The organism is Mucilaginibacter puniceus, assembly GCF_054783175.1.
The window spans coordinates 500,262-526,039 of record NZ_BAAGRB010000002.1; the positions used below are offsets into that span (position 1 = coordinate 500,262).

The window sequence follows — 25,778 nt, forward strand, 5'->3', positions numbered from 1 at the left end:
TAAAACTTAATTGCAACAATTTTAACTTACTACTAAACTAAAATCAAAAAAAATGTAGATTTACCGCAAATACTTCAAAAAGCATGAATATTCACGAATATCAGGGTAAAGCCATTTTAAAAAGTTTTGGTGTCAGAGTTCAGGAAGGCATAGTTGCCGATACTGCTGAGCAAGCTGTAGAAGCTGCTAAAAAATTAAAGGAAGATTACGACTCAAGCTGGGTTGTTGTAAAAGCACAAATACACGCCGGTGGCCGCGGTAAAGGCGGTGGCGTTAAATTAGCTAAAAACCTTGATGAGGTTAAGGAAAAAGCAGGCGCCATATTAGGTATGCAACTGGTAACCCCTCAAACCGGTGCCGAAGGTAAACTGGTACGTAAAGTATTGGTAGCCCAGGATGTTTACTACCCGGGCGAAACCGAAACTAAAGAGTTTTACATCAGCGTATTGTTAGATCGTGCTGCGGGCCGCAACATCATCATGTATTCTACCGAAGGCGGTATGGATATTGAAGAAGTTGCTGAACATACGCCGCACCTGATATTTAAAGAAGAAATTGACCCTAAGGTTGGTTTACAAGGTTTTCAAACCCGTAAAATAGCCTTTAACTTAGGCTTATCAGGCGAGGCTTTTAAAGAAATGACCAAATTTATCGCGTCGTTATATAAAGCTTATGATGCTACCGATTCATCAATGTTTGAGATTAACCCGGTATTAAAAACATCTGATAATAAAATATTAGCTGTTGACGCTAAAGTAAATTTAGACGAGAACGCTTTATACCGCCATGCTGATTATGCCGCTATGCGCGATGTTACTGAAGAAGACCCAACCGAAGTTGAAGCAGGTAAATCAAACCTTAACTATGTAAAGCTTGACGGTAACGTTGGTTGTATGGTTAACGGTGCCGGTTTAGCTATGGCAACCATGGATATTATTAAACTGGCCGGTGGCGAGCCTGCCAACTTTTTGGACGTAGGCGGAACCGCTAACGCGCAAACAGTTAAAGCCGGTTTTAACATCATATTAAGCGACCCTAACGTTAAAGCTATCCTCATCAATATATTTGGTGGTATAGTACGTTGCGACCGTGTAGCACAAGGTGTTATTGATGCTTACAAAGAAATTGGAAACATACCTGTACCTATCATTGTACGTTTACAAGGTACCAACGCCAAAGAAGCAAAAGAACTGATAGATAATTCAGGCTTAAAAGTTTACTCGGCTATTTTATTAAAAGAAGCTGCGGAGATAGTTAAGCAAGTTTTAGCATAAGCTTATCAAGCATATTAAATATTAAAGGGGCTTTTAGCCCCTTTTTTTGTTGCTACATATTTAACTTCTTAGGGTGTTTAAAATGTCTGGGCGAGTAGCCTGTAACTTTTTTAAATATCCTTGAAAAATTAGACAAACTTTTAAATCCTACGAGTTCTGCTACCTCCAATAAAGATATCTGGCTTGTTGACATGATATGCTGAGCGCGTTCAATCCTTTTCTCGATAATATAACTTTGTGGACGAATACCGGTATGCCTTTCAAACAACCTTGAAAAATAGGTTGTATTCAAATTGGCTCGCTCTGCTAAAGAAACAACTGATATTGGCAGGTGAATATTCACCATAATAAAATGCATAGCATCTAAAATTTTAACAGGCACTGCTCCGCCATTATCAGCATAAAGCATGTCGGGTGCTAAAAACCTTGATATTAACTGTAACAAAATACCTTGGGTTTCAACAAAATTTGACATGTTTTGTAAATTATTCAGCTCCTGATACTCATCATAATAATCATGCTTCTCGTAAATTTTAGGATTGTATGAACGATTGATTCCCCTGCCAGGATTAATATTAACCAAACGTGTGAAATTTATAATATCAACTTCACAAGCCTTTATTTTTGACACCCTTCTTACCCCTCCAAATATGGTTGTGCCATCCGAAGAGTCTTCAAAAAATTGCACAAAATATTGACTTAAATAACTTTTACAAATCAGGTTGCATAAAGTATAGCTTGGTATGATATACAAGTACCCCGGCTCAAGTTTTAAAGTTTGGCTGGTATCTGAAATTTCTCCTTCCCCATCATCAATATAATATATACGATGATATGGACTTACTATATTTTTATAGTTCCACCGGTCATCTAACTTAACATAGTCGGTATTTAGTAGAGATAGCCTTTGTTTTAAAACTCTTTTATTTAGCATAATGATGTTTGAATATATAAAGTTAATTTAAAGGGCTGTCTTTGTATAAAAAAAGTCTCATTTAGTCAAATATTTACCCTTTATGCCATCTATATTTGATTAAGCCTTAAAAACAGGTACAAATACCAATATCAAGCTACCAACTTGAATATCAAACCTATTAGTAATTAATTATGAAAAGAATTTTAGGAGCGATCCTTATTATTACAGTTGTGTCATTTAACCTAAATGCACAAAACATTAAAGTAAAGTCCAAAAGTTCACCAAGGGCAAAAGTTGTTGCAAAAACAAAAGCTACTACCAAAACCCAGCTTCCCAAATTACCTCCATATCCGGCGATACCGGCCAGGCTACCTATTGATAGTGTAACTGTCGGTAATTTCAGAACCTTTACGGAAATAAAACTGGATATACCAATTGCACCCGGACCATTTGAACCTACATGGGAATCTATCGAAAAAAATTATCCGGGAGAACCTGCATGGCTTCGTGATGCTAAGTTTGGTATTTGGGTTCACTTTGGCCCACAATCTGCAGGAGAAAGTGGCGACTGGTATGCCCGCAGACTATACTCACAAGATACAAAAGCCAACAAAAATCATCTAAAAAAATATGGGCATCCATCTGAAGTAGGTTATAAAGAAGTGCTAAGAGACTGGAATCCGACTAAACTTGACCCGGCTAAGCTTACCAAAATATACCAAGACGCCGGTGCACGCTTTTTAATGATACAAGGCGTTCATCATGACAATTACGATCTTTGGAACTCACGCTATCACCCCTGGAACTCGGTCAATATTGGCCCCAAACGTGATCTTATTGGCGAATGGGCCAAAGCGGCGCGTGCCAACGGAATACGATTTGGTGTCACCTTTCATCATGAATATAGCTGGTGGTGGTGGCAAACCGCTTTTGGCAGCGACAAAAATGGCCCTAAAAAGGGTATTCCCTATGACGGCAACCTTACCCTAAGTGACGGAAAAGGAAAATGGTGGGAAGGATATGATCCACGCTTATTGTATGGCATTGACCTGCGCGAATATAAAGGTGTTAATGAAAAAGCGCATTCAGATTGGTCACCAGCACCGGCAGGGATATTTATCAACCACATAGATTATTCCAAATGGTACACCACACAATGGGCATTACGCATGATGGATGTTGTTGAGCATTACGACCCAGATTTTATTTATACTGACGGCACCAGCCAGCAGCCATTTAGCGGAAGTGGTACAGGCACGGGTATTAAAGCCGATGCCATGCAGCGTGTTATTGCCGATTTTTATAATCGCACCCTACAACGACGCGGAAAGGTAAATACATTTAGTATTGTTAAGTTCCGTAAAAAAACCAACGGCACAGTTACTACTGAAGAATTTGGTGTTCCCGAAAAAATAATTAATAACGAACCCTGGATTGCCGAAGCACCTGTAGGCGATTGGTTTTACGAGCCAGATTTTACGTATGATTCAGGTATGATGATACGCTATATTATTGAAGCTATAGCCCGCGATGGTAATGCTGCTTTATGTATATCGATACTACCGGATGGCTCTTTAGACGAAGGTAGCCAAAAGATGTTAAAGGAAGTGGGTGTATGGATGCGCCGAAATGGTGAAGCAGTTTATGGTAGCCATGCTTGGACCCTACCCGGCGAAGGTGAACAAGTTAACGGCAAACTAAAAATGTTACCAGGTGGTGCATTAAGACGTAAACACGCTGAGTTTAAATTTAACACGCAGGATATACGTTTTACGGTAGGCAAAAACAATGCGCTATACGCGTTTTGTATGACCGTACCGGATGCGGGAACATCAATAAGAATCAAATCATTTGGTACAGAAACTAAAAACCTGGAAAAACCTATAAAATCGGTAAAACTATTGGGATACAACGGCAACCTGCAATGGAAACAGGAAGCTGATGGGCTTACCATTACCTATCCGGCTAAAACTTCATTTGCTACATCAGCGGTTTTTAAGATTGAGTAGAATAAATATTTGCTTTAAAGATCAAAAGAGGCTTTTAGCCCCTTTTTTTGTTCAATTCAGTAATACCGACATAACAATTTCGTTATACAATAACTTCTTAAAACATAATTAATTTATTGGTTGTTAGTTTATTATATCAATCTATAAAAACATGAAGAAGTTATTTTTATTATCAGCATGCGCGGCTACACTATGGTTGGCCCAGGCATGTTCATCAGCCAGCGAGACAACTATGGGAGATAGTGTCTCTGCAGGACTTTCAGACACAGCACTATTATCTGATTCGATCTTTATTGCAAAAGCAGCGGCCGGTAGCAAGGCCGAAGTTGAATTAGGCAATTTGGCATTGGCTAAAACCGCCAATAGCAGTGTTAAAGATTTTGCCAATATGATGGTAACAGACCATACCAAATCAAGTGAAGAATTAATGGATATGGCCAAAAACAAAAGTTTTGTATTACCTGATACGCTTGATGCAGAACACAAAGCTTTAGCAGATAACCTGCGTAATTTAACGGGGGCCGAATTTGACAGGGCTTATATGACCGCAATGGTTGAGGGCCATCAAAAAATGCTGAATTTATTACAAACACAGGCATCCACGGGTTTAGATGCAAACTTGAAAGATTTTGCAGCCAAAACTGCTCCTGTTGTACAAATGCACCTGGAACGGGCACAACAACTGCAGGCCAGTTTAAAATAATTTTAAGTGATATATAAGGAGTTCAAACGTGGATCGGTTTGAACTCCTTTTTATGCTATCATTTCTCCACCTTGCTCAACCAATCCCTTATAGCCTCCTGCAATGCCGGGGTTATGCTTTTTACATCATCCATTGTCTCTACATATACCAGCCTTCGGCCATCCTTATAATCGCCGGTTAACAGGCCCGATGTGTTGTCGATCTTTGCACCACCCGGGAAAACCATGAGGATTCGTTTATGCAGGTTCATCACAATAATGTACCGTAAGTATTCTTTCGGATCAAAAGGCTTCATCTCGCCTGTATAATAAAAGCTGGGGGCGTTCCATTTAATTTCCTCGGAAATTTCAGGGTCGGTACTTAAAATAATCTGGCGCAGGGCTTGAACGATCTCTTTTGTTGGTTCTTCCAGTTTTTCAATATAATCGGATACTAATTCGGTATTGGATAATTTGGGTTGTGCCATAGATTGAAGATAAGCGATACTTGTTATAAACATAAGGATTTTTGAGCCATGTATTATTAATTGTCATCTCGTCAGCAGAAAAGCTTCGGGCGAAATCAGGTAAAACAATGGTGGGCGGTGCAGCTGCAGGGCATAGCAACATTTGCGAAGCGTTTGGCTGAGCATTGGGGCAATTTTTGCAGCCCAGGTTTTACCTGATTTGCAGGGCAAAGGCTTGTGCGGCAAAGAAGCCTCTCTGCTGACTTGATCTTTTGGTTACTTTTGGATCAAGCCAAAAGTAACAGCCTCCGCGGCAATTGAGCGGCCGATGCTATAATCTGGGAATACTTAGCTTACGTAGAGATTGCTTCGTTCCTCGCAATGACGCGTCGATTTTAATTATTGGTGTAAGCACTCGCCTCCACCCTGTCTATCGTACTAATTTTATTGTAATCGGGTACAAAACTTTCGGCGCTGCTAATGGCCATATCCATTTCAAAATTGGCCGGATAAGGTGTTTGCAGTAAACTACCTTTAGGCGCGTAAGGGAAAAGCTCGGCATAGGTCATGATCTGGCTATGGCTTATCCTTCGGTAAATAAACATTCGGTGTATATCGTCCGGGTGCTTTAAGCCTGCAGCACCTATCATTTGTATAGCACTGCTTACCGTTTGGTTATGAAAGTTTGCTACCCGTGTTTTTTTATCATCCACCACTAAACCTACTACCAGGTTTTTATCCTGCGTGGCTATGCCGGTTGGGCAGGTATTGGTATTACACTCTAACGCCTGTATACAGCCCAGCGCAAACATCATTCCGCGGGCGCTATTGCACATGTCGGCACCTAAAGCAAAGTTCTTTACCAGGTCAAATCCCGTAGCCACTTTGCCAGATGCTATGATTTTGATATGTTGTTTCAAATCAAATCCCGTTAGGGCATCATAAACAAAAGCCAGCGCTTCGCGCAACGGCATACCTACCGAATTGGAAAACTCTAACGGTGCCGCACCAGTACCACCCTCGCCCCCATCAACCGTAATAAAATCAGGATAAATACCTGTTTTGATCATGGCTTTACAGATAGCTAAAAACTCGCTTTTATGGCCCACGCATAACTTAAAACCAACCGGCTTACCGCCCGAAAGCCCGCGCAGCTTTTTAATAAAGTGCATCATCTCAATGGGGTTACTAAAAGCGGTGTGATGTGGCGGCGAAATTACATCCTGTCCCATCTCTACCAAACGTATCCTTGCAATTTCGGGCGTAACCTTGGCCGCGGGTAAAATACCGCCATGCCCCGGCTTGGCTCCCTGCGATAGCTTGATCTCGATCATTTTTATTTGCGGCAATTTGGCCCGCTCGGCAAACGCCTCATAATTGATGGTACCATCAGCGCTTCGGCAGCTAAAATAGCCTGTGCCTATCTGCCAAATGATATCCCCGCCGGGTTGTAAATGATGATCGCTTAAGCCACCCTCGCCGGTATTATGCGCAAAATTGCCAATTTTGGCGCCACTGTTTAAGGCTAAAATAGCATTGGTACTTAACGAGCCGAAACTCATGGCAGAGATGTTAAATACGCTGGCATCATAGGGTTGGGTACATTCGGGCCCGCCAACTTTGACACGCGGTGAAATATTAAGCGTATGATGATCAATAGCACCTATACTATGATTTAACCATTCGTACCCATTTTGATAGACATCCAACTCGGTACCAAAGGGGCGGGTATCATCTACCTTTTTGGCACGTTGATATATCACGCTACGGTTTTGGCGGTTAAAAGGGCTGCCATTGGTATCGCTCTCTACAAAATACTGGTATATTTTAGGGCGAAGATCTTCAGCCAGGTAACGCAACCTGCCTACCACGGGAAAATTACGCACAATAGTATGTTTGGTTTGCAGCAGATCATAAACACCCAAAACAAAAATGGGTACAAATATAACAAACGACCACACCGCCGGCCTCCAAATTATGCTCCACCCTACTAATACGGCTATGATAATAATGACTGATACGATAAAAAGTTTTCTCATGCGTATTTAATTATATTGTAAATCTAAACGATTGTTGCTAACAAAAAGCGTGTTACAACGTTAATTTGTTGCAAAATGTCTGACAAATGTAATTTATAATAAATAGATGTTTAAACATCTATTTTGTTCGTATATTTGTCCTAACAAAAAAACAATCATATCATGGCAACAACAAAATGGGTATTGGACCCAACACACTCAGAAGTACAATTTAAAGTTAAACACTTAGTTATATCAACCGTTACAGGCGCATTTAAAAGCTTTGAAGGCAGTTTAGAAACTGATAGCGAAGATTTTCAAAACGCGAAAGTGAATATTACGTTAGACGTAAACAGCATTGATACCAACCAGGAGCAACGCGACGGACACTTGAAATCTGCTGATTTTTTTGATGCGGAAAAATATCCAAAAATATCTTTTACTTCTACATCATTAACTAAAGACGGTGATGATTATAAATTACAAGGTGACCTTACCATTAGAGACGTGACCAAACCGGTTAGCCTGGATGTAGAGTTTGGTGGTTCGGCTGCTGACTTTTATGGCAACACTAAAGCAGGTTTTGACGTAACCGGCAAAATTAACCGTAAAGAATTTGGTTTAACCTGGGATGGCATTACCGAAGCCGGTGCTATTGTAGTTGGCGAAGATATTAAATTACACGCCAGCGTACAGTTTGCAAAACAAGCATAATTAATTTCGGATTTTCGATTTCGGATTTCGGATTTATTTATACCGTTATACAAAGGCTTATGAAGTTTAAAAACATCATGAGCCTTTTTTTGTATACTTTTGAAAAGAAAATCCGAAATCGAAAATCCGAAATCCGAAATTCTACCCCATATGCTAATCAAAATCTACCCCGAAAATCCTAATGAAAAAGCCATACAGCAGGTGGTGGATGTATTACGTAAAGGCGGCATCATCATTTACCCTACTGATACGGTTTATGGCTTGGGGTGCGATATTACTAATCAGAAAGCTATTGAGGCTATCTGCAAGATCAGGAACATTAAACCGGAAAAAGCTAATTTCTCATTTGTGTGTTATGATTTGAGCCATATATCAGATTATATTAAACCGATAGATAACACCACTTTCCGCGTTTTAAAAAAAGCATTACCGGGACCATTTACCTTTATATTTAACGCCAGCCATAAAGTACCTAAACTGTTAAGCTCTAACAAAAAAACAGTAGGTATACGTGTACCTGACAATACTATTGCCCGTTGTATTGTAAAGGAATTGGGCCACCCTATCCTATCCTCTTCCATACATGATGAGGATGATATTATTGAATATTCAACCGACCCGGAATTGATCCACGAAAAATATGAGAACCTGGTTGATATAGTTATCGATGGCGGTTATGGTGATAACATACCGTCAACCGTAGTTGACTGCACCTCCGGCGAGTTTGAGATCATTCGTGAAGGTAAAGGGGATTTGGAAGCGTATTTGTAAATAATACCCCCCGTGCGTCATTGCGAGCGTAGCGTGGCAATCTCTGCACTCGCCAGTCAATCTCATCAATGCCAGTTAAAAAGAACACTTATCTTAATGAATGTCCTTCGTAGAGATTGCTTCGTTCCTCGCAATGACGTTTGGTTAACAACCTCGTATAAATTTCACAAATCCGGGTATCTTCTCCATATACCCATCCTCACCCAACAGCTTCACAAACGCGCTGCCTACAATAGCACCATTAGCATATTGGCAAGCTTTGGTATAGGTTTCGTTATTGGATATGCCAAAACCAATGATGGTTGGATTTTTAAGGTTCATGGACTTCACACGTTGGTAATAACCTTCAATACTATCAGATACATTTAAACTACCCCCGGTTATATTGGATGATGATAACAGATAAATAAAGCTATTACTCAACTCATCAATCTTACGGATGCGTGCCTCGGCAGTTTGAGGAGTAACCAAAAATATATTACTCAGGTTATTATCCTTAAAAAAGCCTGAATACATATTTTCATATTCATACATCGGCAAATCGGGAACTATCACGCCATCCACCCCTGCTTCGGCTGCTGCTTTGCAAAAACGCTCAACACCATACTGTACTATCGGGTTTACATAGCCCATTAATAAAATGGGGATAGTTACCCGTTTACGCAGATCTTTCAATTGCTCAAAAAGCACATTAAGCGTCATGCCATTATCTAATGCCTGCTGTGAGCTGTTTTGAATGGTCGGCCCATCAGCCACCGGATCGGAATATGGGAAGCCTATCTCTAAAAAATCAGCCCCCGCTTTTTCCAATGCTTCCGCAATATCAATAGTAGTATTTATGGCAGGATAGCCCGCCGTATAGTAGATAGATAATAAATTATCTTTTTTAGTTGCGAAAAGTTTATTTAAGCGATTCATTAAGCCTCACCCCAACCCCTCTCCGGTAGAGAGGGGCTATTGGATTTTTTATTTTAATATTAACAAGTCTCCCCTACCGGGGGAGATTTAGAGGGGGCTAATAGCCAAAGTATTTTATATAAGTATCCAAGTCCTTATCACCACGACCTGACAAACAGATAACTACATTATCATCTGCTTTAAATTTCATTTTTTCTAAGTATGCCAAAGCATGAGCCGACTCAATTGCCGGGATTATACCTTCTAACTGGCAGCATAATAAACCGGCTTGTAACGATTCTTCATCAGTTACATTGGCATACTGCGCCCGTTTAATTTTATACAAGTGCGCATGCTGCGGACCAATGCCCGGATAATCTAACCCGGCAGAGATAGAATAAGGCTCTACAACCTGCCCATCGTCCGTTTGCATTAATATGGTTCGGCTACCGTGCAAAACACCCTCACGTCCAAGGAAAGTAGTTGCTGCGGAATGCCCACTATCTACACCTTTACCCGCTGCTTCAACGGCAATTAATTTCACACTTTCATCATCTAAAAAATGATAGAACGCACCCATGGCGTTACTGCCACCGCCTACGCAGGCTAAAACATAATCAGGCAGCTCTTTCCCGGTTTGTTCTTTCAACTGCCATTTTGTTTCTTCGGATATGATAGATTGAAACTTAGCCACCATTTCCGGGTAAGGATATGGGCCTACTACCGAGCCGATGATATAATGCGTATCAACCGGGTTAGCTATCCAATCGCGCATAGCCTCGTTGGTAGCATCTTTTAACGTTTTACTACCGGATGTGGCGGGAACAACCTTTGCACCCAGCATTTTCATACGCGATACGTTGGGTGCCTGGCGCGCCATATCCACCTCGCCCATGTACACCACACATTCAATACCCATCAACGCGCAAACCGTAGCGGTAGCCACACCATGCTGTCCGGCACCTGTTTCGGCTATAATGCGCTTTTTACCTAATCGCTGCGCCAATAAAATTTGCCCTATGGCATTATTTATTTTATGCGATCCGGTATGATTCAGATCCTCGCGCTTTAAAAATATATTGGCGCCATATTTTTCAGAGTAACGCTTAGCATAATATAATGGCGAAGGCCTACCCACGTAATCTTTTAACAGCTTATTAAACTCGGATTTAAAGTCGGCGTCATTAATAATTTGCAGGTATTGCTGCCTTAGTTCTTCCACATTAGGGTATAGCATTTCCGGTATGTACGCTCCCCCAAAATCTCCGTAATAGCCTTGTTCGTTAACTCCGTATTTCATTAGTTCTGTTATTAAGCATATTAAATGCTTTTTTTAATTTTTCAATATCCTTTACCCCCGGCGATGTTTCAAATTTACTATTTAAATCAACCCCAAAAAACTGCGGATGAGTAATAGTTTTAACTTCTGCCAAATTATCCAAACTTAACCCTCCGCTTAAAAAAAAAGGCACGTTAAGTGTATAATTATCCAGTATACTCCAGTCGAAAGTTTTGCCCGAGCCGCCATGCAGGTCCGTCTTGGTATCGAACAGGAAATAATCTACTTTGTTGGCGTAATGAGTTAATTCTTCAAAGTCAAAATCGGCATTTACACCAAAGGCTTTAAACACGGTTACTTTATCGCGAAACGAGTTAGCAAAATCCGGGCTTTCGTTACCGTGTAATTGAATGGCATTGAAACCAAAAGTATCTATTAGCCCATTAATAGTTTCCTCTTTTTCGTCAACAAACACCGCTGTTTTATAAACAGATGAAGGTAATTTGGCTAACAGATCAACAGGTATATCTTTAACATATCTTGGCGATGGCTCGTAGCATATAAAACCTATATAGTCAGGCGCTAAAGCTGCTACTGCTTCTATATTATCCCGTAAACCGCAGACCTTGATTTTCATTTTTAGTTACTTAGCAGCGTTTTAAAGCTTTTTAATGCTGATCCTTTTAATAAGGCTTCTTCGGCTTCATAAAAGCAATCGGCAAATGTTTTTTCGGGATGGATAGTCCTGATAGCTACGGCAGCGTTAGCCAAAACCACATTGTTTTGTGCGGTTGTAGCTTCGTTATTCAGCACTTTCATAAATATATCGGCCGATTCGGGAACAGTACTGCCGCCAACTATCTGTGACGGATCAAGTTTTTCAAAACCTAATGCTTCAATGCTGTTTATCTTTTCGCCATCGGCAGAGAAAGTTTTAAAATCGCAGGTTAATGAAACTTCATCATAACCTTCTAAAGCATTCAAAATAGTATATTTTTTATCAGACTGCTGGTATAAATAAGCGTAAATACGTGCTAACTCCAAATTATACACCCCAACCATTTGGTTTTTTGGCCGGGCCGGATTAACCATTGGGCCAAGCATATTAAAAAACGTTTTTACACCCAGTTCCCTGCGGATGGGTGCCACAGTTTTCATGGCCGGGTGAAATAACGGCGCATGTAAAAAACAAATATTGGCTTTATTGATACTGTCTTTTAGTTTACCGGCATCGTTTGTAAACTGGTAACCCAAATACTCCATTACGTTTGATGAGCCACAACCAGAAGATACGCCATAGTTGCCATGCTTGGCCACTTTATAACCTGCACCTGCCACCACAAATGATGCTAAGGTTGAAATATTAAAAGTATCCTTACCATCACCACCTGTACCGCAAAGGTCTATCAGGTTTTCGGTTTCCAGGTCAAGCGGCAAAGCAAGTTCTAACATAGCATCCCTAAAGCCCTCTAATTCGCTAACCGTAATATTGCGCATGCAATAGGCCGTCATAAAGGCAGCAATTTGTGAGTTATTATAAGTACCCTGTGCCAGATCGGTTAAGATTTTTTTTGATTCTTCCCTGGTAAAAGCTTTATTCTCAAAAAGACGATTTAGTATTTGTTTCATATATATCCCAAAAGGGAATTTAGTTAGAATGCGTTTAATTGTTAAAAACAAAAAAGGGTTACCTACGGCAACCCTTTTTGAATATTATATATTTTAAATCATGGGGTTACCTTACGATTACTCGTTAAACCACCACCAGCTATTATTTATTTTTGTAACGTTCATTTGCACAACAAAGATGGAAATAGTTTTTACCAAAAGCAAGCGGAAAATATATTTTTGATCATGCTATTTCAATAACGGGTCCTTCTCTTTAGTAAACACATTATAAACCAATTTATCCAATAAACCCGGTAGTAATTTATTGAGTAAAACAGTTAGCTTTCCCTGGCCGGTCATGATCAATGTACGTGAGCGATTTTCAACCCCGTCAGCTATTATTTTGGCTACTTCTTCAGCGGTCATCATTTTCTCTTCCTGTAGGGTACTCTCGCCTTGTTGTGTGCCGCTTTTATCTAAAGCCGTATTACGAATATTGGATGCTGTAAAACCCGGGCAAGCCGTTAAAACGTGCACACCGGTTTTTAAATTCTCCACCCGTAGAGCATCTAAAAAGCCATTCATAGCAAATTTGGATGCCGAATATCCTGTACGCCCCGGCAAACCTTTATAGCCTGCTATAGACGATACACCTACTATACTTCCTTTTGTTTTTAAAATTTCGGGCATAGCATATTTCGTACAATATACTGTACCCCAAAAGTTTACATCCATTAACTGCTGTAAAACTTTAACGTCAACATCATTAAATAAAGCGCGCATAGATATGCCTGCATTATTAATGAGTACATCAATTTTCTCGAAAGTAGTAAGGGTTTGTTTAATGAGATGTTCGCAATCTGTTTCAACTGCCACGTCACATTCAACAGCCACAGCTTTAATATTATATTGCTGTTGCAGATTTTGCGCTATCTCGCATAAGGTGACATATTGCCGCGCGGCTAAAACCAAATTTGCACCACGCTTGGCACATTCAATAGCTAATGCTTTACCTATGCCTGATGATGCACCGGTGATAATTACAATTTTATCTTTCAACTTCATATTGCGGCTTAAACACCTGCGGTAACCCCTGTACTTTGATTTCGGGTACTTTAAACAGGTATTTAGCAGCGAATATAAACATAGCGCCGTAAAAGTATTTAATGTATTGCCAGCTAAATTTAGGTATAGTCTGGGTTTTAGCGTTGATAATGTATGTTTTTGGGAAATAATAGTTTTTAAGTCCGGCCAGTTTCATACGGTACGACAGGTCGATATCATAGCCAAAACGTACAAAACGCTCGTCAAATAGTCCGGTTTCGTTAAATATGTCTCTGCGCAGCAACATAAATGCGCCATTCAGTATATCAACCTCTGTAGTTTGAAACTCTTCTACCCATTCTTTACGGTTGCGGTTACCTAACCTTGATTTAGGAAACTGCCTGGCCAGGCCAACCAGTTTAAAAAATGCAACCCATGGTTTAGTTAGTCCGCGTTTTGATTCTGCAAGAAATTTCCCTTGCGGGGATAACATACGTACGCCTGCTCCGCTGGCATCATCATGGGTATCCATAAACTCCAGTACTTTCTCTAAAGTATCCTTGCCGCAAATTGTATCCGCATTGACCAGTAAAACATACTCTCCTTTAGCCAATTCAAGGGCACGATTGTATGCTTTAGGTATGCCTTCATTAACCTGGTTAGCCAAAATTTTAAATTGAGGGAATTGGTAAGCCAACATTTCTATCGTATTATCACACGATGCATTGTCAACTATAATAACTTCGTAATCAATGCCTTTACCGGCAACAATTAAAGAATTTAGTGCCTGTTTGAGTAAATTACATTGGTTGTAATTTACCATAATAACTGTTAGTTTCATAAGCTACCTGGTTAATGAATTTTCATACGGAACACGTGTAGTGATAGACCGCCCGAGGGTGATCTCATCAACGTACTCCAATTCACCTCCAAAAGCTATGCCACGCGCAATGGTGGATAATTTTAAGTTAAAATGTTTAAGTCGTTTATCTAAATAAAATATAGTGGTGTCGCCTTCCATGGTGGCGCTAAGGGCAAAAATAATTTCTTTGGCTTCGCTTTGCTTTAAACGCTCAACCAGTGAATCAACCTCTAAATCACTGGGCCCAATACCATCCATGGGTGATATTAACCCGCCAAGCACATGGTATACGCCATTATATTGGTTGGTATTTTCTATGGCCATCACATCACGTGTATCTTCAACTATACAAACCAGACTTTGGTCGCGCTTGGGCGACGCGCAAATTTCGCAAACGGCTTGATCAGATATATTATAACAGGTTTTACAAAACTGAATCTCGTTACGCAGTTTGCTTACCGTACTGCTAAACTGCTCTACGTCGGCCTTTTCCTGCTTTAATAAATGCAGCACCAGGCGCAAAGCGGTTTTTTGACCTACTCCCGGTAATTTAGCAAATTCAGCAACGGCGTTTTCTAATAGTTTAGAAGAGAAATTCATTATGCGAATATAGTGTTTAGTCGGAAAGTCCGGAAATGTTAGAATAGTTTATTTTTGATTAATAAAATAGTATCGATAACTTGTCGGCAAGAAAAAATTCCCAACTGTCATTTCGAACGACAGTGAGAAATCCATACATAAGCAAATCGTAGCAGGTGTATAGATTTCTCCTCGTACCTCGTTCGAAATGACAAGTGGGTAGAACTCATAAATATATGACCCCAGCCCTGTTACTCTCTTTCATCATCGGTTACTTTTTGGTGCTATTGGTTATCTCCTGGCTTACTTCGCGTAAATCATCAGATAATGATACCTTTTTTGTGGCCAACCGTAACTCCAAATGGTATTTGGTGGCCTTTGGTATGATAGGCACCGCGCTGAGCGGAGTTACTTTCATATCCGTACCCGGTAAAGTTGGCGCGCCAAGCGGCGATGAGTTTGCTTACTTCCAGTTCGTACTGGGTAACGCGGCAGGATTTATCATTATAGCTACGGTGTTGCTTCCCTTATACTACCGCATGAAGCTGACCTCCATTTATAGCTACATTGAGCATGCCCTGGGTACATGGAGCTATAAAACTGCGGCGGGAATATTTTTAATAAGCAGGGTAATTGGCTCGGCATTTAGGTTGTATTTGGTGGTGATCGTATTACAGAAGTTTATTTTTGACAGCTATAATGTGCCCTTCGCAGTAACTGTATTAATATGCCTGGTATTGATATGGGCCTATACCTTTAAAGGCGGATTAAAAACCATTATTATTACTGATAGCTTGCAAACGCTATTCCTGGTTTCGTCTGTTTTCCTGTCGATATACTTTATTTGTGATAGTTTGGATTACACGATATTTGAAGCCGCAGATGCCATTAAAAACAGCAGCTACTCTAAAATATTTTTTGTGAACGATTTTATGAGCAGCCGTTTGCATTTGAGCAAGCAGTTTTTGGGTGGTTTATTCATCACAGTAGGCATGACCGGGCTTGACCAGGACCTGATGCAGAAAAACCTGAGCCTGAAAAACATCAAGGAAGCGCAAAAAAACATGTTCAGCTTTACCGCGGTGTTTGTGCTGATCAATATCTTCTTTTTAAGTGTTGGCGCCTTGCTTTACATTTATGCCGCCAAGTACGGTATCAGCGTTGAAAAAACTGATTATTTATATCCTACCATCGCTTTACAATATTTGGGTATTGTACCCGCTATAGTATTTATGTTGGGCTTAACCGCAGCAACATTTGCCACAACCGATTCGGCATTAACAGCTTTAACTACCTCTTTTTGTGTAGATTTTTTAAATTTTAATAAGGGCGGTGATAATAACAGTAAAAAACGGGTAACTACTCGACATTACGTACATATAGCTTTTTCGGGATTGTTGTTTTTAACCATAATTATATTTAACGCCATAAATGACACGGCGGTGGTAACTGCCATATTCTCTGTAGCTTCATACACCTACGGGCCACTATTGGGTTTATATGCATTTGGCTTATTTGTAGGCCACAGACAGGTTTTGGATAAGTTGGTACCGTTTATTTGTTTGTTATCGCCTGCTATATGTTACTATTTAAGCAACAACTCTGTAGATTTAATTGGCTATAAATTTGATAACGAACTCATCCTGGTAAATGGTTTGATTACCTTTGCGGGGTTATGGCTTACCTCATCTGCTAAAACAAAAGCAGCAACTGCTTAGTTTAGTAGGATTGGTCGGTGATAGACTCACCCGGTCATCGCTTTGCTCGACCACCCTCTCTTCGCCTTTGGCGTAAAGAGGGAAGCAAAGTAAAAACCCTCTTTACCGCTTGCGGAAGAGAGGGGCGACGATCCCGATAAATATCGGGAGAAGTCGGGGTGAGTCGACGACGGATGATTAATGATTTGATATAATAAGAAGATATGACTGGTGACGAAAAAATAAGACAAGCATTTGAAAACAAAAACTGGCAGGAGATAAAAGTAACCGACTCATGGCAGATATTTAAAATAATGGCCGAATTTGTTGACGGCTTTGAAAAACTGGCTAAAATTGGCCCGTGTGTATCCATATTCGGATCGGCACGTACACACAACGATAACAAGTTTTATAAACTGGCCGAAGACACTGCGCGCTTATTAACCGAGCACGGTTATGGTGTAATATCAGGTGGTGGGCCCGGTATTATGGAAGCGGCCAACAAAGGTGCTTATGAAGCCGGGGGTAAATCTGTAGGGTTAAATATTGAGCTGCCTTTTGAGCAGTTCCATAATAAATACATCGACAGGGATAAAATACTGGAGTTTGATTACTTCTTCATCCGCAAGGTAATGTTCATGAAATACTCGCAGGGCTTTATAGTATTGCCGGGCGGCTTTGGCACCATGGATGAATCATTTGAGGCGATAACCTTGATACAAACCGGTAAAATTGCCCGCTTCCCTATTGTGTTTGTAGGCAAAGAATACTGGGGCGGCTTATTCAAGTGGGTGGAAGATAAAATGCTGAACGAAGAGCATAATATTCACCCTGATGATTTGAACTTATACCGGCTGGTTGATACCGCCGAAGAAGCTGTTGAACATATCACGCGTTTCTACAACAAATACGTACTTAAACCGAATTTTTAAAAAATTTCCTTGTCATTTCGGGCATAGCGAGAAATCCATACACGCGTTAGTAGCATATGTATAGATTTTTTCACTACGCTCAAGATATAGTTCTCACTGCGTTTCGAAATGACATTTTTTATTAAGTTAACATTGTAATATCTATTTTAGCCACCTTATGGCCAAACCTAACAAGCAAGCTGCACTCAGCTTTATATTTATCACACTTTTAATTGATGTTACGGGATTAGGGATCATCATCCCGGTATTGCCTAAACTGATACAAACTTTAATACATGGTGGCTTAAGTGAAGCGTCGCGCTATGCGGGGTTATTAACTGTGGCCTACTCTGTAACGCAGTTTTTATTTGCCCCCATACTGGGCAACTTAAGTGATAAATATGGCCGCCGCCCGGTATTACTGGGATCGTTATTTGGCTTCGGGATAGATTACTTTTTTATGGCATTTGCCCCAACTATCGGCTGGCTATTTGTAGGCCGTATTGTTGCAGGTATCACTGGTGCAAGTTTCACTACCGCGTCGGCTTATATTGCTGATGTAAGCACGCCCGAAAAACGTGCCCAAAACTTTGGAATGATAGGTGTTGCTTTTGGTATAGGTTTTATTGTGGGGCCTGTTATAGGAGGAATATTAGGTAAATATAGTACACATCTTCCGTTTATAGCGGCAGGGGTGTTAGCCTTGTTAAATGCAGCTTATGGTTATTTTGTATTGCCAGAATCTTTAGATGCGGCACACCGTCGCCCGTTTGATATTAAAAGGGCCAATCCTCTGGGTTCATTATTACAATTAAAAAAATACCCTGCTGTATTAGGATTGGCAGTTAGTCTGTTCCTCGTGTATTTTGCAGCACAATCTGTACAAAGTGTGTGGACCTTTTACACTTTTGAAAAATTTAACTGGAATGAAGCCATGGTTGGTTATTCATTAGGCTTTGTAGGTTTAACTATTGCTGCTGTACAAGGTGGATTAATACGTGTGGCTATACCTAAATTAGGTAAAGAACGCAGTATTTGGATAGGCCTGGTGCTATATGGCATTGGCTTAATATTATTTGGCATTGCCGATAAAGGATGGATGATGTTTGCCTTTATGATACCTTATGCACTGGGTGGTATTGCGGGCCCCGCCCTGCAGGGCATTATGACCGAGCAGGTGCCACGAAACGAACAAGGCGAACTACAAGGTGCTTTAACCAGTTTAATGAGCTTAAGCGCCATATTTGGCCCGTGGGTAATGACCTACCTGTTTTATTATTTTACCAAACCCGGCACACCTTTACATTTACCCGGCGCACCATTTTTACTGGGTGCTTTATTAATGTTTACCAGTGCAATTTTAGCGGTGCGTAGTTTTAAAAGAAACACAAATTAAAATTATTGGTTATAACATTGCTTAACAAAACCCTGTTTAATTTTTATGGCCGATAAACTGGCATCTGCTCCAAACCCATCTCCCCCAAAAACCAAATCACGGTCAGCGGCGATGGGGTTTATTTTCCTGACCATTTTTATTGATGTACTGGGTTTAGGTATCATTATACCTGTAATGCCTAAGTTATTAGAAACCTTGGGGCATGTAGATGTAAGTACCGCTTCAAGATATAACGGCTGGCTCACCTTTGTATATGCCAGTATGCAATTAATTTTTGCATCTATAATGGGTAATTTGAGCGACAGGTACGGACGAAGGCCAATACTGTTGATCTCATTAGCAGGCTTTAGTATAGATTATGTATTTATGGCCTTTGCCCCTACAATTGCCTGGTTATTTGTTGGGCGTTTTATAGCCGGTATAACCGGCGCCACTACCTCGACCGCTACGGCATATATAGCCGATATTAGCACCGGGCATAAACGTTCGGCCAATTTTGGTTTGGTAGGCGCTGCATCGGGTGTAGGATTGATCATTGGTATTGCATTAGGGGCCTATTTAGGCGAATTGAATGTTAAATTTCCTTTTTTAGCGGCAGCGTCCTTCGCGGCCTTTAACGCCCTGTATGGCTTCTTTATCTTGCCCGAATCATTAAAGCCCGAACACCGCCGCAAATTTGAATGGAAACGTGCAAATCCGGTTGGTGCATTGGTAAAGGTATTTGCCAGGCATAGCGGTTTGAGCAAATTGATCGGTGCTATCACTTTGGTTTATATTGGCCAAAAAGCTATTGAATATTTATTATCCTTTTACCTGATAGAGAAGTTTGACTGGACGCTAACCAGCATTGGTACATTAGGTGTGGTTATAGGCCTGCTATTAGTGGGCATACAGGGCGGATTGATACGTTATACCATACCTAAGTTCGGTCAGCAAAAAAACATCATCTGGGGGCTGTTATTTTATGCCGTTGGCCTCGTGCTGGTTGCGGTTATCAATAAAGGCTGGATGATGTATCTATGTATGATACCTTATTGCCTTGGGGGTATTTCAGGCCCTGCGCTGCAGGCTTGGGCCACCAACAAAGTTGCTAAAAACGAGCAGGGCGAATTACAGGGCGCGCTAACTATTGTGAACAGTTTAAGTGTAATTGTTGGGCCATTACTGTTCAGTTATATCTTTTATCACTTTACCGAAGACAAAAGCAGCAGCTATTATTTCCCGGGGGCGCCTTATATTTTAGCCGCTTTACTGATGCTGATTAGTGTTGTATTAGTGATGAGAACGTTTAAAAAACCAAATGGAAAAGGTAAAGGGAAAATTGAAACTACCCCTCCAACCCACTCACCCCACCCGATATAACAAACTTCATCATATCGGCAGAGTTTTTAGCAATAGGTTTTACCTTATCCGCAGGCACAATAACTACCTGCCCCGCAAACGAATAGGAATAAGGAAAATATACAGCAACCTCGCCCGGAAGACTGAGTTTGGTCAAATCTTTTTGCACCAAAAAGCCGATCTTTTTTAAGCCAAATTCGTTTACCTGCACAATTACGGCTTCGGTAAATTTCTTTTCATCGCCTACAAAAGCTTCGGTGAGGTCTTTTATAGAAGAATATAGAAAGTTAAAAAACGGCAAGCGGTTTATCCAGCGGTTAAACCAAAGTTTAATAGGATCAGTAATTACATTAGTAACCAATACGCCGGCTATCATGATAATTACTACCACATTTAATATACCCAGGCCGGGTATATACATAGATTTTCCGGTTTTAGGATTGACCCATAAAACATCGCTTAGGTTTAAAGCACTATCAACTGCCGATACGGCCCAGAACATGAGGTATGCAGCGGCACCCAAGGGTACCACAATAATGAGTCCTTTAAAGAAATAATTTAACAGTGCTCCGGCTAACTTTTTCATGAGTGCTAATTACTCATAAAAATACACTCTTTTTACCCTTTGAGAAATATTAGTTAAAATTTCATACGGAATAGTATTGATCTGGGCGGCCATATCCTCTACTTTAAGCTGATCGTTAAACACGATCACCTCGTCACCTTCCTCCACATTTACCACCTCGCTCACATCCAGCATGGTCATATCCATGGATATATTGCCAATGGTAGGCACAATTATGCCGTTTATCATCATTTTACCTACACCGTTGCCATGTGCACGTAAATAACCATCGGCATAGCCAATACGTACCGTGGCAATTTTACCGCCGTTGGGTAATACACCGTTACGGCCATACCCTACAGTTTCGCCCGCGGGTAATTTTTTTATTTGTGATATATTGGTTTTTAAACTGGCTATGGGTTGCAAAGGGTTATCATCGGCAGGGATGGCTGCATCAATGCCGTATAAGCCAATTCCCAGTCGCACCATATCAAACTGCGCGCCCGGCCAACGGGTGATACCCGATGAGTTTAAAATATGCCTAATAACCGGGTAGCCTAAGGTTTTTTCAATATGCGTGTATGCAGTTTTAAACCGGGTTATTTGGCTTAAAGTAAAATCATCATATGTCTCTGCTTCGCTGGCAGCCAGATGTGAGAATACAGAGAGTACCCTTATAAATTTATTTTGCTCCAGCAGGTCGCCCAGCATATCTATATCTACCAGTTCAAAACCCAGGCGGTGCATGCCCGTGTCAATTTTGAGGTGGATAGGATAATTTAAAATATCGCGGTGCTGTACATATTTTATAAATTCATCAAACAAACCGAAACTGTATATTACCGGCTCCAGGTTGCATTTTACCAGTTTGTCAAAAGCTGATGGCTCGGCATTGAGTACCATTATGGGCAGGTTAATACCGGTTTGGCGCAAGGCCACTCCCTCATCAATATAGGCAACTGCCAAGTAATCAACCTTGTTATATTGCAATACATTAGCCAGCTCAAAAGTGCCGCTACCGTACGAGAATGCCTTCACCATGGCCATGGTTTTTACACCCGGTTGCAGCTTGGAGCGATAATAATTTAAATTATGTACCATAGCATTCAGGTTGATCTCCATCACCGTTTCGTGGGCCTTTTGGGTAAGTGCGCGGCTCACCCGCTCAAACTCAAACGTACGCGACCCTTTAATAAGAATGGTCTCGTCTTTAAACTCATGCGTATTTAGGTGGTTTAACAGTGCGACGGTATCCGGATAAAAATGCTTTTCGGGCACATCAAACAGTTCCTGGTATTTTATCAACGCTTCGCCCACCCCTATAAATTTGTCTACTTCCTGCGCTTTAATCAATTGGGCAACCTGGCTGTATAATTCCTGTTCTGGTAAACCGGATTGAAATATATCCGACAATATCACCGTATTTTTTTGATGCTGATTTTGCTGATTTAAAAAGTTAAGCGCAATCTCCAGCGATTGTATATCCGAGTTGTAAGAATCATCAATTATGGAGCAATCATTAACCCCGTTCTTCAACTCCAAACGCATACTTACACGGGTAAGTCGTTCAATACGCTTATCCACCTCGGCAGGTTTATAGCCCATAGCCAGCATGGTTGCCCAGCAAATAATGGCATTTTCTACCGATGCTTTATCGGTAAACGGCACTAAACACTCTATCTCCTCCCCCTTAAAAATAGCACGCAGGTAATAGCTTTTGGATATCACAGTCTCGGTAAACACATACAAATCCGCCTGGTTAAAACTGCGGCTCCACGTGAAGCAGGTGGTTTGGGGCAGATCTGTTTTATAAGGCAGTAGTTGGTCGTAATTATGCACCAGCAGTTTGCAGTTTTTAAACAGTTTTAATTTTTCCTGTACTTTTTCGGTATCGCTATTAAATCCCTCGTCATGTGCCGAGCCTATATGCGTCATCACCCCAATAGTGGGTTGTATAATGGCCTCCAGCCGTTCCATTTCGCCGGGTTGCGATATACCCGCCTCAAACAGGCCCAGGTTATTACTCACCGTAATTTGCCATACAGAAAGCGCCACCCCCAACTGCGAGTTATAGCTTTTTGGGTTGCGTACAATATTTTTATCGGCATATAACAATTGGTACAACCACTCCTTCACTATGGTTTTGCCATTGCTGCCTGTTATGCCTATCACCTCCAACTCAAATTGGCTGCGGTGGTGTTTGGCTAATTGCTGCAGGGCGGTCAATACATCAGTCACTACTAAAACATTAGCTTCGGGTAGTTTTATTTCGGGGCCATCTTTAACCACAAAATTACGTACGCCTGCAGAGTAGGCCTCGGCAATAAACTCATGGCCATTGCGCCTGCCGCTTAAGGCAAAAAATAAACCACCTGCCGGGTTATTAATACGGCGGCTATCGGTAAGCAGTACACTAATGGTATCTTCCTTTACAATATCGCCTGCGGCGTTGATAATTTGCTGTACTTGGGCTATGGTATAATGGTTGCTGAGCATATTAAATACGAATTTGCTTATATTTTAAACAATAGAAGAATTTTAACGAATTTTGGTTTTAATGGACGACCAAAAACCCCGAAAAATTACGGATGAGAAAGTAGCCCTTACCAAAGCCGAGCATTATTGCGCCTACCAGGAACGCTCGCAGCAGGAAGTAAGGGATAAACTTTATGAATGGGGATTATGGACAGACGCGGTAGAAAACATTATATCGCAACTTATAACCGGTAACTATTTAAACGAGGAACGCTTTGCCAAAGCCTATGTACAAGGCAAGTTTAAGCAGAAAGCCTGGGGACGCATTAAAATTAAACAGGGGCTTAAACTCAAAAAAGTACCCGATGTACTCATAAAAAAAGCGTTATTAACTATTGATGGTGATGATTATTTAAAGGCTTTGCAAAAGGTAATAGCCAAAAAAGCCCCATTAATTAAGGAAAAAACCGAGTTTAAGCGCCGCTATAAACTACAGCAATACGCCATGAGCCGTGGTTATGAGGCCGACTTGATCGCGGATGTTTTGAAAAACAGCAACTTATAAAGTTAGCTTATGAATGAAATTATTGCTTGATTTTTATGTGATGCTTCTTTGTAAACTTGTTGAACGATACTAAAGTATTCGTTTAAGTACTCAAACGTTTCAGGGCTATCATCCCATATTTCCGGATAAATACCTAATTCAATCATTCTCACTGGTTCAAATCTCTGTTTCAAATCTGTAACTGTAATTTGAGAAATTTGGTTATTCAATTCCACCACCTGCTCAGGTGTCAAGTAATGTGCCGGTCCATAGCCTAGATCTTGATCATTGTCAATAACCTGACCGCTAAAAAGCACAGCGAGTAGCGGATGGTCAGCATCGGCCAAGCACTGACCTGTTAATAAAAATATAACTCCTTCCCAAGCCTTATCAATATCCACCAAGCTAGGATCATCGGCTTCTTCATTATAAATTCGACCTTCCAATAATGAACTGTCATTTAAATATTCGTTCAGCTCAGTTTGGTTTACCCTAAGCAAATTACCGATCATGCTCATAATTAAACTATTTAATCTATGCTAAAATACTTTTTTTTATGAACTCCTGACGTTGAAATCAAACTTTAAGCGACACTATAAACTGTAGCAATACGCCATGAGCCGCGGTTATGAGGCAGACTTGATCGCGGATGTTTTGAAAAACAGCGACTTATAAAGTTTCTTAAAAAAAATAAATCTTTTACTTGCAGAATATTCATTTCTGGCTATATTTGCACTCCGCAAACGCGATAGTGAATTGCGGAAATTAAAAAATGCGAAAGTAGCTCAGTTGGTAGAGCACGACCTTGCCAAGGTCGGGGTCGCGAGTTCGAATCTCGTCTTTCGCTCTAAATCCCTTCTGACCAGCAGAAGGGATTTATTTTTAAAAGTTTAGTCCCAATTTATTGGTACATAAACGCTCAGATGGTGGAACTGGTAGACACGCCCCGATTTTCAATCGGGGTGCCCTTTAAAGGCGATTGATGATCAATTACCGAAAAAGGATTCTACTTAACACAATGAGTTAATTTAAAAGCATCTGCTCAGATGGTGGAACTGGTAGACACGCAGGACTTAAAATCCTGTGCCCTTTAAAGGCGTGCGGGTTCGATTCCCGCTCTGAGTACAAAAGCCATTCTTTTTGAATGGCTTTTGTGTTTATATTGCTTTATGTTTTACACCTACATCTTACAATCTACAAAAAGCGGAAGATATTATATCGGCCATACATCTGATATCGACGAAAGAATAGAACGACATAACAACGGTAAAGTAACTGCCACTAAAAATAAAGGTCCCTGGACAGTTATGGCCTATGAAACCTACAAAACAAAGCCCCAAGCAAATTCAAGGGAACTTTATATAAAGAAGATGAAAAGCCGCGCCTATATTGAAAAAATTATCACTGCTTTTAAAAACGACCAATAACTGGTAGACACGCCCCGATTTTCAATCGGGGTGCCCTTTAAAGGCGTGCCCCGATCGTATCGGGGCTCTGAGTACTTCAAAAAAGAATCGACTGAAAGCCTGATAGCAATATCGGGCTTTTTTGTTATTACGGCGCGGTGACACCAACAATAGGCTAAACAAATGTTAAAAGTGGCCTCTTTAAAATCCTGATATTCATTAATGAATTAAATGATTGTTGTCATTTAACCCGTATATTTATTGATGTATCTTAGTCAAAAATTAACAAATTACTAAATGTGGTGGCAATATCTTTTTGTTTTT

The 25,778-nt window shown here is 40.7% G+C and carries 24 protein-coding genes and 2 tRNA genes; 13 read left to right on the forward strand and 13 right to left on the reverse strand.

Features of this window, described 5'->3' with window-relative positions; genetic code table 11:
- The first annotated feature begins 83 nt into the window (after window positions 1–83).
- Entirely contained in the window at window positions 84–1,274 is a 1,191-nt protein-coding gene (gene sucC, locus ACYVJ6_RS09175) for an ADP-forming succinate--CoA ligase subunit beta (RefSeq protein ID WP_460693758.1), read from the forward strand.
- A 52-nt stretch (window positions 1,275–1,326) separates the two neighbouring features.
- On the opposite strand, the gene ACYVJ6_RS09180 is transcribed toward sucC, so the two are convergent.
- Entirely contained in the window at window positions 1,327–2,208 is an 882-nt protein-coding gene (locus ACYVJ6_RS09180) for a helix-turn-helix domain-containing protein (protein WP_460693759.1), read from the reverse strand.
- 173 nt (window positions 2,209–2,381) lie between these two features.
- Here ACYVJ6_RS09180 and ACYVJ6_RS09185 point away from each other — a divergent pair, with 173 nt between their 5' ends.
- Entirely contained in the window at window positions 2,382–4,199 is a 1,818-nt protein-coding gene (locus ACYVJ6_RS09185; protein WP_460693760.1) for an alpha-L-fucosidase, read from the forward strand.
- A gap of 151 nt (window positions 4,200–4,350) precedes the next feature.
- The gene (locus tag ACYVJ6_RS09190; RefSeq protein WP_460693761.1) at window positions 4,351–4,902 is read left to right on the forward strand and encodes a DUF4142 domain-containing protein; all 552 of its coding nucleotides are present in this window, start codon (window positions 4,351–4,353) and stop codon (window positions 4,900–4,902) included.
- A gap of 58 nt (window positions 4,903–4,960) precedes the next feature.
- Here the strand turns inward: ACYVJ6_RS09190 and ACYVJ6_RS09195 are convergent, their stop codons facing one another.
- Together ACYVJ6_RS09195 and ACYVJ6_RS09200 are read right to left on the reverse strand one after the other, a co-directional pair.
- Window positions 4,961–5,368 carry a DUF1801 domain-containing protein gene (locus ACYVJ6_RS09195; RefSeq protein ID WP_460693762.1) on the reverse strand — a complete coding sequence of 136 codons (408 nt, stop codon included), beginning with the start codon at window positions 5,366–5,368 and terminating at the stop codon, window positions 4,961–4,963.
- A 374-nt stretch (window positions 5,369–5,742) separates the two neighbouring features.
- Window positions 5,743–7,386: an FMN-binding glutamate synthase family protein gene (locus tag ACYVJ6_RS09200; RefSeq protein WP_460693763.1), complete on the reverse strand. Its 1,644-nt coding sequence runs from the start codon at window positions 7,384–7,386 to the stop codon at window positions 5,743–5,745.
- A 162-nt stretch (window positions 7,387–7,548) separates the two neighbouring features.
- On the opposite strand from ACYVJ6_RS09200, the gene ACYVJ6_RS09205 reads away from it, so the two are divergent.
- Both ACYVJ6_RS09205 and ACYVJ6_RS09210 read left to right on the forward strand, forming a co-directional pair.
- Window positions 7,549–8,079 (forward strand): YceI family protein, encoded by a 531-nt coding sequence (locus ACYVJ6_RS09205; RefSeq protein WP_460693764.1) that lies wholly within the window; start codon window positions 7,549–7,551, stop codon window positions 8,077–8,079.
- Between the two features lie 150 nt (window positions 8,080–8,229).
- A complete protein-coding gene (locus ACYVJ6_RS09210) occupies window positions 8,230–8,850 on the forward strand; it encodes an L-threonylcarbamoyladenylate synthase (protein ID WP_460693765.1) in 621 nt (206 codons plus the stop codon).
- 144 nt (window positions 8,851–8,994) lie between these two features.
- Here the strand turns inward: ACYVJ6_RS09210 and trpA are convergent, their stop codons facing one another.
- The 7 genes from trpA to recR form a co-directional block, all read right to left on the reverse strand.
- Window positions 8,995–9,768 (reverse strand): tryptophan synthase subunit alpha, encoded by a 774-nt coding sequence (gene trpA, locus ACYVJ6_RS09215; protein WP_460693766.1) that lies wholly within the window; start codon window positions 9,766–9,768, stop codon window positions 8,995–8,997.
- Between the two features lie 97 nt (window positions 9,769–9,865).
- Window positions 9,866–11,047 (reverse strand): tryptophan synthase subunit beta, encoded by a 1,182-nt coding sequence (gene trpB / locus ACYVJ6_RS09220; protein ID WP_460693767.1) that lies wholly within the window; start codon window positions 11,045–11,047, stop codon window positions 9,866–9,868.
- Window positions 11,031–11,663 (reverse strand): phosphoribosylanthranilate isomerase, encoded by a 633-nt coding sequence (locus ACYVJ6_RS09225; RefSeq protein ID WP_460693768.1) that lies wholly within the window; start codon window positions 11,661–11,663, stop codon window positions 11,031–11,033. Before ACYVJ6_RS09225 ends, trpB begins: the two co-directional genes overlap by 17 nt.
- A 2-nt stretch (window positions 11,664–11,665) precedes the next feature.
- Window positions 11,666–12,655 (reverse strand): anthranilate phosphoribosyltransferase, encoded by a 990-nt coding sequence (gene trpD / locus ACYVJ6_RS09230; protein WP_460693769.1) that lies wholly within the window; start codon window positions 12,653–12,655, stop codon window positions 11,666–11,668.
- 228 nt (window positions 12,656–12,883) lie between these two features.
- Entirely contained in the window at window positions 12,884–13,699 is an 816-nt protein-coding gene (locus tag ACYVJ6_RS09235) for an SDR family oxidoreductase (protein ID WP_460693770.1), read from the reverse strand.
- Entirely contained in the window at window positions 13,683–14,519 is an 837-nt protein-coding gene (locus ACYVJ6_RS09240; protein WP_460693771.1) for a glycosyltransferase family 2 protein, read from the reverse strand. The genes ACYVJ6_RS09235 and ACYVJ6_RS09240 overlap by 17 nt, the downstream gene beginning before the upstream one ends.
- Window positions 14,520–14,522: 3 nt before the next feature.
- Window positions 14,523–15,140: a recombination mediator RecR gene (recR, locus tag ACYVJ6_RS09245; RefSeq protein ID WP_460693772.1), complete on the reverse strand. Its 618-nt coding sequence runs from the start codon at window positions 15,138–15,140 to the stop codon at window positions 14,523–14,525.
- A 215-nt stretch (window positions 15,141–15,355) separates the two neighbouring features.
- Between recR and ACYVJ6_RS09250 the strand changes: the two genes are divergently transcribed.
- The 4 genes from ACYVJ6_RS09250 (at window position 15,356) to ACYVJ6_RS09265 (ending at window position 20,485) form a co-directional block, all read left to right on the forward strand.
- A complete protein-coding gene (locus ACYVJ6_RS09250; RefSeq protein ID WP_460693773.1) occupies window positions 15,356–16,837 on the forward strand; it encodes a sodium:solute symporter in 1,482 nt (493 codons plus the stop codon).
- A 203-nt stretch (window positions 16,838–17,040) separates the two neighbouring features.
- Window positions 17,041–17,748: an LOG family protein gene (locus ACYVJ6_RS09255; protein WP_460693774.1), complete on the forward strand. Its 708-nt coding sequence runs from the start codon at window positions 17,041–17,043 to the stop codon at window positions 17,746–17,748.
- Window positions 17,749–17,905: 157 nt separating this feature from the next.
- Window positions 17,906–19,123: a TCR/Tet family MFS transporter gene (locus tag ACYVJ6_RS09260; protein ID WP_460693775.1), complete on the forward strand. Its 1,218-nt coding sequence runs from the start codon at window positions 17,906–17,908 to the stop codon at window positions 19,121–19,123.
- 45 nt (window positions 19,124–19,168) lie between these two features.
- A complete protein-coding gene (locus ACYVJ6_RS09265) occupies window positions 19,169–20,485 on the forward strand; it encodes a TCR/Tet family MFS transporter (protein WP_460693776.1) in 1,317 nt (438 codons plus the stop codon).
- Here ACYVJ6_RS09265 and ACYVJ6_RS09270 read toward each other — a convergent pair.
- The gene (locus ACYVJ6_RS09270; protein ID WP_460693777.1) at window positions 20,451–21,050 is read right to left on the reverse strand and encodes a DUF502 domain-containing protein; all 600 of its coding nucleotides are present in this window, start codon (window positions 21,048–21,050) and stop codon (window positions 20,451–20,453) included. The two genes, ACYVJ6_RS09265 and ACYVJ6_RS09270, sit on opposite strands and share 35 nt — an antisense overlap.
- A 9-nt stretch (window positions 21,051–21,059) precedes the next feature.
- Window positions 21,060–23,525: a bifunctional UDP-N-acetylmuramoyl-tripeptide:D-alanyl-D-alanine ligase/alanine racemase gene (locus ACYVJ6_RS09275; RefSeq protein WP_460693778.1), complete on the reverse strand. Its 2,466-nt coding sequence runs from the start codon at window positions 23,523–23,525 to the stop codon at window positions 21,060–21,062.
- Window positions 23,526–23,586: 61 nt separating this feature from the next.
- On the opposite strand from ACYVJ6_RS09275, the gene ACYVJ6_RS09280 reads away from it, so the two are divergent.
- Window positions 23,587–24,069 (forward strand): regulatory protein RecX, encoded by a 483-nt coding sequence (locus tag ACYVJ6_RS09280; protein ID WP_460693779.1) that lies wholly within the window; start codon window positions 23,587–23,589, stop codon window positions 24,067–24,069.
- A gap of 2 nt (window positions 24,070–24,071) precedes the next feature.
- Here ACYVJ6_RS09280 and ACYVJ6_RS09285 read toward each other — a convergent pair whose 3' ends face one another.
- Complete coding sequence (locus tag ACYVJ6_RS09285; protein WP_460693780.1) at window positions 24,072–24,566, reverse strand: YfbM family protein; 495 nt, start codon at window positions 24,564–24,566, stop codon at window positions 24,072–24,074.
- Between the two features lie 256 nt (window positions 24,567–24,822).
- Here ACYVJ6_RS09285 and ACYVJ6_RS09290 point away from each other — a divergent pair.
- The 3 genes from ACYVJ6_RS09290 (at window position 24,823) to ACYVJ6_RS09300 (ending at window position 25,475) form a co-directional block, all read left to right on the forward strand.
- Window positions 24,823–24,895, forward strand: a tRNA-Gly gene (locus tag ACYVJ6_RS09290).
- Between the two features lie 193 nt (window positions 24,896–25,088).
- A tRNA-Leu gene (locus tag ACYVJ6_RS09295) sits at window positions 25,089–25,173 on the forward strand.
- 44 nt (window positions 25,174–25,217) lie between these two features.
- Entirely contained in the window at window positions 25,218–25,475 is a 258-nt protein-coding gene (locus ACYVJ6_RS09300; RefSeq protein WP_460693781.1) for a GIY-YIG nuclease family protein, read from the forward strand.
- Window positions 25,476–25,778 lie beyond the last annotated feature (303 nt).